Origin of the sequence: Rodentibacter ratti (assembly GCF_002000485.1) — a bacterium.
Taxonomy (GTDB): Bacteria; Pseudomonadota; Gammaproteobacteria; order Enterobacterales; family Pasteurellaceae; genus Rodentibacter; species Rodentibacter ratti.
This window is the reverse complement of record NZ_MLAJ01000017.1, coordinates 1-6,571: the sequence shown is the minus strand read 5'-3', so window position 1 is coordinate 6,571 and position 6,571 is coordinate 1. Positions and strand designations below refer to the sequence as shown.

7 protein-coding genes and 4 tRNA genes are annotated in these 6,571 nt (G+C 41.6%); 3 read left to right on the top strand and 8 right to left on the bottom strand.

What is annotated here, in order from left to right:
• Positions 1 to 121 precede the first annotated feature (121 nt).
• The 4 genes from BKG94_RS09625 to BKG94_RS09610 all read right to left on the bottom strand — a co-directional run bounded on the left by BKG94_RS09625 (position 122) and on the right by BKG94_RS09610 (position 508).
• A tRNA-Thr gene (locus BKG94_RS09625) sits at positions 122 to 197 on the bottom strand.
• Positions 198 to 200: 3 nt separating this feature from the next.
• Positions 201 to 275 (bottom strand) — tRNA-Gly (locus BKG94_RS09620).
• Positions 276 to 317: 42 nt separating this feature from the next.
• A tRNA-Tyr gene (locus BKG94_RS09615) sits at positions 318 to 402 on the bottom strand.
• Between the two features lie 30 nt (positions 403 to 432).
• A tRNA-Thr gene (locus BKG94_RS09610) sits at positions 433 to 508 on the bottom strand.
• A 219-nt stretch (positions 509 to 727) separates the two neighbouring features.
• On the opposite strand from BKG94_RS09610, the gene coaA reads away from it, so the two are divergent.
• Complete coding sequence (gene coaA, locus BKG94_RS09605) at positions 728 to 1,663, top strand: type I pantothenate kinase (protein ID WP_077436578.1); 936 nt, start codon at positions 728 to 730, stop codon at positions 1,661 to 1,663.
• Positions 1,664 to 1,719: 56 nt separating this feature from the next.
• Here the strand turns inward: coaA and dtd are convergent, their stop codons facing one another.
• From dtd to BKG94_RS09585, 4 genes are read right to left on the bottom strand one after another with little or no spacing between them, the layout of a single operon-like run.
• A complete protein-coding gene (gene dtd / locus BKG94_RS09600; RefSeq protein WP_077436576.1) occupies positions 1,720 to 2,154 on the bottom strand; it encodes a D-aminoacyl-tRNA deacylase in 435 nt (144 codons plus the stop codon).
• A 25-nt stretch (positions 2,155 to 2,179) separates the two neighbouring features.
• Positions 2,180 to 2,986, bottom strand: a complete 807-nt coding sequence (locus BKG94_RS09595; RefSeq protein ID WP_077436574.1) for a virulence factor BrkB family protein — start codon at positions 2,984 to 2,986, stop codon at positions 2,180 to 2,182.
• Positions 2,983 to 3,456, bottom strand: coding sequence for a YchJ family protein (locus BKG94_RS09590; RefSeq protein ID WP_077436572.1), 474 nt, complete (start codon positions 3,454 to 3,456; stop codon positions 2,983 to 2,985). Before BKG94_RS09590 ends, BKG94_RS09595 begins: the two co-directional genes overlap by 4 nt.
• A complete protein-coding gene (locus BKG94_RS09585) occupies positions 3,446 to 4,120 on the bottom strand; it encodes an MOSC domain-containing protein (protein ID WP_077436570.1) in 675 nt (224 codons plus the stop codon). Before BKG94_RS09585 ends, BKG94_RS09590 begins: the two co-directional genes overlap by 11 nt.
• Before the next feature lie 120 nt (positions 4,121 to 4,240).
• Here BKG94_RS09585 and BKG94_RS09580 point away from each other — a divergent pair, with 120 nt between their 5' ends.
• Positions 4,241 to 5,740 (top strand): helicase HerA-like C-terminal domain-containing protein, encoded by a 1,500-nt coding sequence (locus tag BKG94_RS09580; RefSeq protein ID WP_077436568.1) that lies wholly within the window; start codon positions 4,241 to 4,243, stop codon positions 5,738 to 5,740.
• A 51-nt stretch (positions 5,741 to 5,791) separates the two neighbouring features.
• On the top strand, positions 5,792 to 6,550 hold the full coding sequence (udp, locus tag BKG94_RS09575; RefSeq protein ID WP_077436566.1) for a uridine phosphorylase: 759 nt from the start codon (positions 5,792 to 5,794) through the stop codon (positions 6,548 to 6,550).
• Positions 6,551 to 6,571 lie beyond the last annotated feature (21 nt).

The following is a 6,571-nucleotide window of genomic DNA, read 5'->3' as shown; positions in this document are numbered from 1 at the left end:
AAATTTTTCTTTAGACATTTAAAGAGTCCCTCTAAATAGACACGGTTATCGATGGGTAAATAAACCACATTAACCAATAAAATTGTTTACTATTTAATTTAAAGGAAGAGAATTTTAAGGCTGGTGCTGATAGGCGGATTTGAACCGCCGACCTCACCCTTACCAAGGGTGCGCTCTACCAACTGAGCTATATCAGCGTTTGGAGCGGGCAGCGGGAATCGAACCCGCATCATTAGCTTGGAAGGCTAAGGTAATAGCCATTATACGATGCCCGCAAGTCCTAAATTCATCTGTCCCATCAGAATTCATCTAAAAGATGGTGGAGGGAGAAGGATTCGAACCTTCGAAGGCTGAGCCAACAGATTTACAGTCTGCCCCCTTTGGCCGCTCGGGAACCCCTCCACGCTAAATGAATGCTTGTTTACGAAAGAATGGTGCCGACTATCGGAATCGAACTGATGACCTACTGATTACAAGTCAGTTGCTCTACCTACTGAGCTAAGTCGGCGTGTCGTAAGCAAGTGAGGCGTATTATATGGAAAAAAGTTTGCCTGACAAGTCTTTTTTCTAAAAAAGTTTATTTTTTTACTTGTTCGTCTAATTTGCAAGCAAAACCGCCTATTTTTTGATGTCATTTTCATCAAATTAGAGAAAAACAATGCATAATAAGGCGTTATAGGGTATATTTTTCAACAATATTTCAACAACATTACAGTTATATTATATAGTGGAAATTTCAAACCAACTCACACCATTTTTGAGTTTTAGCCGGGAAGAATGGGCAAATTTGCGAAAATCGGTACCATTAAAACTCACCGAACAAGATCTTAAACCGTTACTTGGTTTTAATGAAGAGCTTTCTCTCGATGAAGTGAGTACCATTTATTTACCGCTCGCCCGCTTAATTAACTATTATATTGACGAAAATCTCCGCCGCCAAACTGTACTCAAGCGTTTTTTAGGAGGACAAAATCCTAAAGTCCCTTATGTTATTAGTATTGCCGGGAGCGTAGCCGTTGGGAAAAGTACCTCCGCACGTATTCTACAATCTCTCCTTTCCCATTGGCCGCATGAAAGAAAAGTTGATCTTATTACTACGGACGGATTCCTCTATCCCCTTGAAAAACTAAAACAGGATAATCTATTACATAAAAAAGGCTTTCCCGTTTCTTATGACACAGCAAAGCTCATTCACTTTTTAGCCGAAATTAAATCAGGTCATAGCAATGTTAAAGCACCGATTTATTCGCATTTAACGTACGATATTATTCCTAATGAGTTTAACGAAGTTAATCAACCGGATATCCTGATTTTAGAAGGATTGAATGTACTCCAAACAGGTGGAAATAAAAGCAATCAAATTTTCGTTTCTGATTTTGTCGATTTTTCAATTTATGTTGATGCAGAAGAACGCTTACTAAAAGAATGGTATATCAAACGGTTCTTAAAATTTCGTCAAAGTGCGTTTAGTGATCCAAACTCCTACTTTAAACACTATGCAACACTTTCAGAAGAAGAAGCCATTACCACAGCCTCACAAATTTGGGAAAATATTAACGGCTTAAACCTACGAGAAAATATTTTACCAACCCGTGAACGGGCAAACCTCATTTTGACAAAAGGCGCAGATCACGCAGTAGAATTAGTCAAACTCAGAAAATAAAAAAGAGCGGTTAAAAATCATTTGTTTTTTAACCGCTCTTTTATTCCTCTCGTTATTTATACATTTAGCCAAAAGGTAACTGGTCCATCATTAGTGAGGCTGACTTGCATATCTGCGGCAAAACGCCCGTTTTCCACTTGAATTTTCTCCGCACATTTTTGCGAAAAATACTCATAAAGTTCGTTCGCCAAGGCAGGGGCAGCCCCTTTAGAAAAGCTTGGACGCAAGCCTTTTTGCGTATCAGCGGCTAGGGTGAATTGGGATACCACCAACAATGCCCCGCCCGCTTGTTGAACATTCAAATTCATTTTATCGTTTTCATCGCTAAAAATACGGTAATTTAGCACTTTTTCGGCAAGTTTATCCGCTTTTGTGCGATCATCATCTTTTTCCACACCAAGCAAGACTAATAACCCTTTGCCTATTTGCCCAACCGTTTCGCCATTTACATCCACACGAGACTGTGTCACACGTTGTATTAATGCAATCATTATTGCTCCTTAATTTGTTTGATTTTTAACCGCACTTTTGTTGTTTGATTTCTTCTAATACGGCGGTAAGTTGTGCCCCAATTAATACTACTGTCCAGCTTAGTTGGATCCACAGCAACATAATCGGTAGGGTTGCCATCGCACCGTAAATTAATTGATAAGAAGGAAAAGTAACAATATACCAAGCAAAGGCTTGTTTTCCTAAAGTGAAAAACACTGCAGCGATCAATGCCCCCGCTGCGGAATGTCTGATTCTGACTTTCTTATTGGGTACCACCATATAAAGCACAGTGAAAATAAACCAAGTAGAAAGAAAAGGCACAAAACTGAGTAGTTTTAAACCGAAAGAAAGATGCTCCGAACTTTCAAACATAGTTTTTACATAAGCACTGGCGGCAATACTGGTACCAATGAGCAAAGGCCCGAGGGTTAAAATTAGCCAATAAATCGCAAAAGAAGTAAAAATCGGGCGGCTGCTGGTATCTTGCCAAATGCCATTTAACGTGCGATCTATAGAATTAATCAACATTAATGCCACGGCAATTAAACTCACAATGCCCACTGCACTCATCTGCTTAGAATTATTGACAAATTCATCAATATATTGCCCGACGACATCACCGGCAGAAGGCGCAAAATTGGTGAAAATAAATTCTTTTAATGCACCGGTCACCTCATTAAACACGGGAAAAGCAGAAAAAATAGAAAAAATCACCATAATTAACGGCACAATCGCCAACATCGTACTATAAGTGAGCGAGCCTGCCGCCTGCGTCAATTTATTTTCATTAAAGCGCAGCCAGAATTGTTTAAAGAAAGTGAAATCTGTCATAACCACCCTCCACAGCAATGTTTAAATTTTTTACCCGAACCACAAACACAGGGTTGTTTCATGGTGGGTAAAGGCACGGTAGGATCAACAAAATACCAACGCCCTTCAATATTGACAAAGATAGACCGCTCTTGGTGGGATTGCTCTTCATATTCACCTTGAAAAATCGCATTAAATTCCACCGCACTTTGGCTTTTTGTTAGCGTTTCGGTTTTGAGAATTTGCAAGCCAAGCCATTGTGTGTTGTCTGCCCAATCCTGTAAGGCTTGAACATTTAAATGAGCTTGTTGATTTGGCACGGTTGTTTCCACAATATAAGGAATGTTTTTCAATACATAAGCAGAATAACGAGAACGCATCAGTTGTTCCACGGTTTCCGGTAAGGCTTGCTGATGGTGAAATATACCGCAACAATCGGCATAATTTTTGCTGGATTGACAAGGGCAAAGTGCGGTAGTTTTATTGGTCATTTTCGGGTGCCTTTATTTTACTTAATTGTGAGTTCAGAGAACGTTTAAATGCCACAGCTAATTCTTCAATGGCTAACGCTTGTTCTAATTCTTCCGTTGTTGGTTTGCCTGATAATAACTGATTTAAGTGGCGAATAGTGAACTGCGGATAAGGTCTGCTTTGTAAGATTAATTCATCACCCTGTGTGATTTCCCCTTCTTCGATGACCCGTACATACCAACCGCTCCAGCCTGAATGATAAATTGTTTTTTGGGTTTCGGGGTTATTGGTGTTTTTCGATAAACGTTCGCAGGGTTTGCGTGGTTGGGACACTTCTAAAAGGGTTGTGCCGATTTTAAAGCGATCCCCCACACAGACGGAATCTTCATCAACCCCCGATACCACAAAGTTTTCGCCGTATATTGCCGTTCCATGATAGGAAAAATGCTCGCCTAATAATTCGTTTAAAGCAGAAAATGAGCTATCAGACATAAAAAAGAGCGCTTTATCCACGCCGCCATGATGTTTTTTTAGTCCCACATCGTTACCGTATGCGCCAAGTTTGTGGATTTTTACTGAAGGCACTGGCTGTTTGCGGATGGCACTTTCATAGGTTGAACCGTCAGCAAAAGTGAGTGAGGCAACCTCACCAATTTTGATCACCAAAACTTCCGCTTTTGACATTTTATTTCCCCTTTTTATAAAAACGCACAAAATTATACCGTAAAATCACTTAAATTTTGACCGCACTTTGTTTTTTCCTTATTATCTCGTTCAATCCATACACAATAAAAAGGAACGTTTATGCAATATGATCTCGCCCGAACAGAACAGGGAAACACACTGGGTATTACCGCTAAAATGGCAAACCGCCACGGATTAATTGCCGGTGCGACCGGTACGGGAAAAACCGTCACCTTACGCAAAATCGCAGAGGCTTTTAGTGATGATGGCGTACCGGTTTTTTTGGTAGATGTAAAAGGCGATCTTTCCGGTTTGGTTAAACAGGGGCAATTTAGCGGTAAAATCGCCGAACGTATTGAACAATTTGATTTAGGCGGTGAACACTATTTAAACGGCTATCCGGTTTCTTTTTGGGATGTATTTGGCGAAACCGGCATTCCGTTACGCACCACCATTTCAGAAATGGGGCCTTTATTACTTTCCCGCCTGTTAAACCTCAACGCCACACAAGAAGGCTTATTAAACCTGGTTTTCCGTGTGGCAGATGATAAAGGCTTATTGCTTATTGATTTAAAAGATCTTCGTGCAATGCTGAAATATGTGGCGGAAAATGCCAAAACCTTCCAAGTGGAATATGGCAATATTTCTGCAGCGAGTGTGGGGGCGATTCAGCGTGCCTTGCTCACCCTTGAAAATGAAGGCGCCACCAATTTATTCGGCGAACCGGCACTGAATCTTGAAGATTGGTTACAAACCCGAGACGGCCGTGGCGTAATTAATGTGCTCAATTCGGAAAAACTGATTAATTCGCCAAGAATGTACAGTGCGTTCTTGTTATGGTTGATGTCCGAACTATTTGAACAATTGCCGGAAGTGGGTGATCCCGATAAACCGAAATTTGTCATGTTTTTTGATGAAGCACACTTGTTATTTGATGGTGCACCAGCGGTATTGGTGGAAAAAGTGGAACAGGTAGTTCGCTTAATTCGTTCTAAAGGTGTGGGGATTTATTTTGTCACCCAAAATCCGTTAGATTTGCCGGATACGGTTTTAGGGCAATTGGGCAACCGTGTGCAACACGCTTTACGAGCCTTTACGCCACGAGATCAAAAAGCCGTCAAATCTGCCGCTGAAACCTTCCGTGCTAATCCAACGGTGAATGTGGTGGAAACGATTTCGACCCTTGGCGTTGGGCAAGCATTAGTCTCTTTCTTAGATGAAAAAGGGATGCCAACCCCTGTTGAAATTGCTTATATTTACCCACCAAAAAGCCAGCTTTCACCACTCTCTAACGAAGAACGTACCACATGGGTAAAAGATGATGAGCTTTATGCCTTCTATAAAGATTATGTGGATAATGAATCTGCCTTTGAAGTGTTAAATGCACAGGCTGATCTTGCTGCCGTTCAACAAAAACAAGCGGAGCAAGCACAAGAGGAAGCAGAAAACGGTATTTTAGGCAGCCTCAGTCGTATGATTTTCGGCACTCAAAAACGAGGAGATAAACTTAGCCCGACAGAGCAAATGGTCAATAGTGTGGCGAAATCCGTAGGGCGTAATATTCGTAATCAAGTCACTAAACAAATTATGCGTGGTATTTTGGGCGCATTGAAAAAATAATAAACCAAAGTGCGGTCATTTTTACCGCCAAATTTAAACAAGGAGACAATTATGTCAGACGTATTTCATCTAAACCTCACCAAAGCCCAACTAAAAGGCGCAGCCATTGCCATTGTTCCCGGTGATCCGGCACGCAGTGAGCGTATTGCCAAACACCTTGATAACCCTGAATTTTTGACGAGTACCCGTGAGTTTACCTCTTGGCTCGGCTATCTCAACGGTCAGCCTGTGGTAGTTTGTTCCACCGGGATTGGTGGTCCTTCCGTTTCTATTTGTGTGGAAGAATTAGCCCAACTTGGCGTGCGTACTTTCATTCGCATTGGCACAACGGGGGCAATCCAACCGCATATTAATGTGGGCGATATTCTTGTTACCACTGGTGCGGTTCGTTTAGATGGCGCAAGCCGCCATTTTGCCCCATTGGAATATCCGGCAGTAGCTGATTTTGAATGTACCACCGCACTGGTTAATGCGGCAAAAGAGAAAGGGGCTGAACCGTTTGTGGGTATCACCGCTTCCTCCGATACTTTCTATCCGGGACAAGAGCGTTATGACACTTACAGCGGAAAAGTCTACCGTGATTACCAAGGATTGCTCAAACAATGGCAAGATCTCAATGTAATGAATTTCGAGATGGAATCCGCCACCTTGTTTACCATGTGTAATGCCTTAGGATTACGCGCCGGTATGGTTTCTGGGGTGATTGTCAACCGCACACAACAAGAAATCCCAAATGAAGCCACTATAAAGGCTAGCGAAGAAAAAGCCATTTCTGTTGTGGTGGAAGGGGTGCGAAAACTCTTGGCTTAATCTAGTAAAAATCCACCTTCA

Excerpts from the sequence above, each read along its gene's own strand:
- BKG94_RS09590 (WP_077436572.1), bottom strand. The coding sequence starts at position 3,456 with ATGACCAATAAAACTACCGCACTTTGCCCTTGTCAATCCAGCAAAAAT.
- BKG94_RS09585 (WP_077436570.1), bottom strand. The coding sequence starts at position 4,120 with ATGTCAAAAGCGGAAGTTTTGGTGATCAAAATTGGTGAGGTTGCCTCA.
- dtd (WP_077436576.1), bottom strand. The coding sequence starts at position 2,154 with ATGATTGCATTAATACAACGTGTGACACAGTCTCGTGTGGATGTAAAT.
- udp (WP_077436566.1), top strand. The coding sequence starts at position 5,792 with ATGTCAGACGTATTTCATCTAAACCTCACCAAAGCCCAACTAAAAGGC.
- BKG94_RS09595 (WP_077436574.1), bottom strand. The coding sequence starts at position 2,986 with ATGACAGATTTCACTTTCTTTAAACAATTCTGGCTGCGCTTTAATGAA.
- BKG94_RS09580 (WP_077436568.1), top strand. The coding sequence starts at position 4,241 with ATGCAATATGATCTCGCCCGAACAGAACAGGGAAACACACTGGGTATT.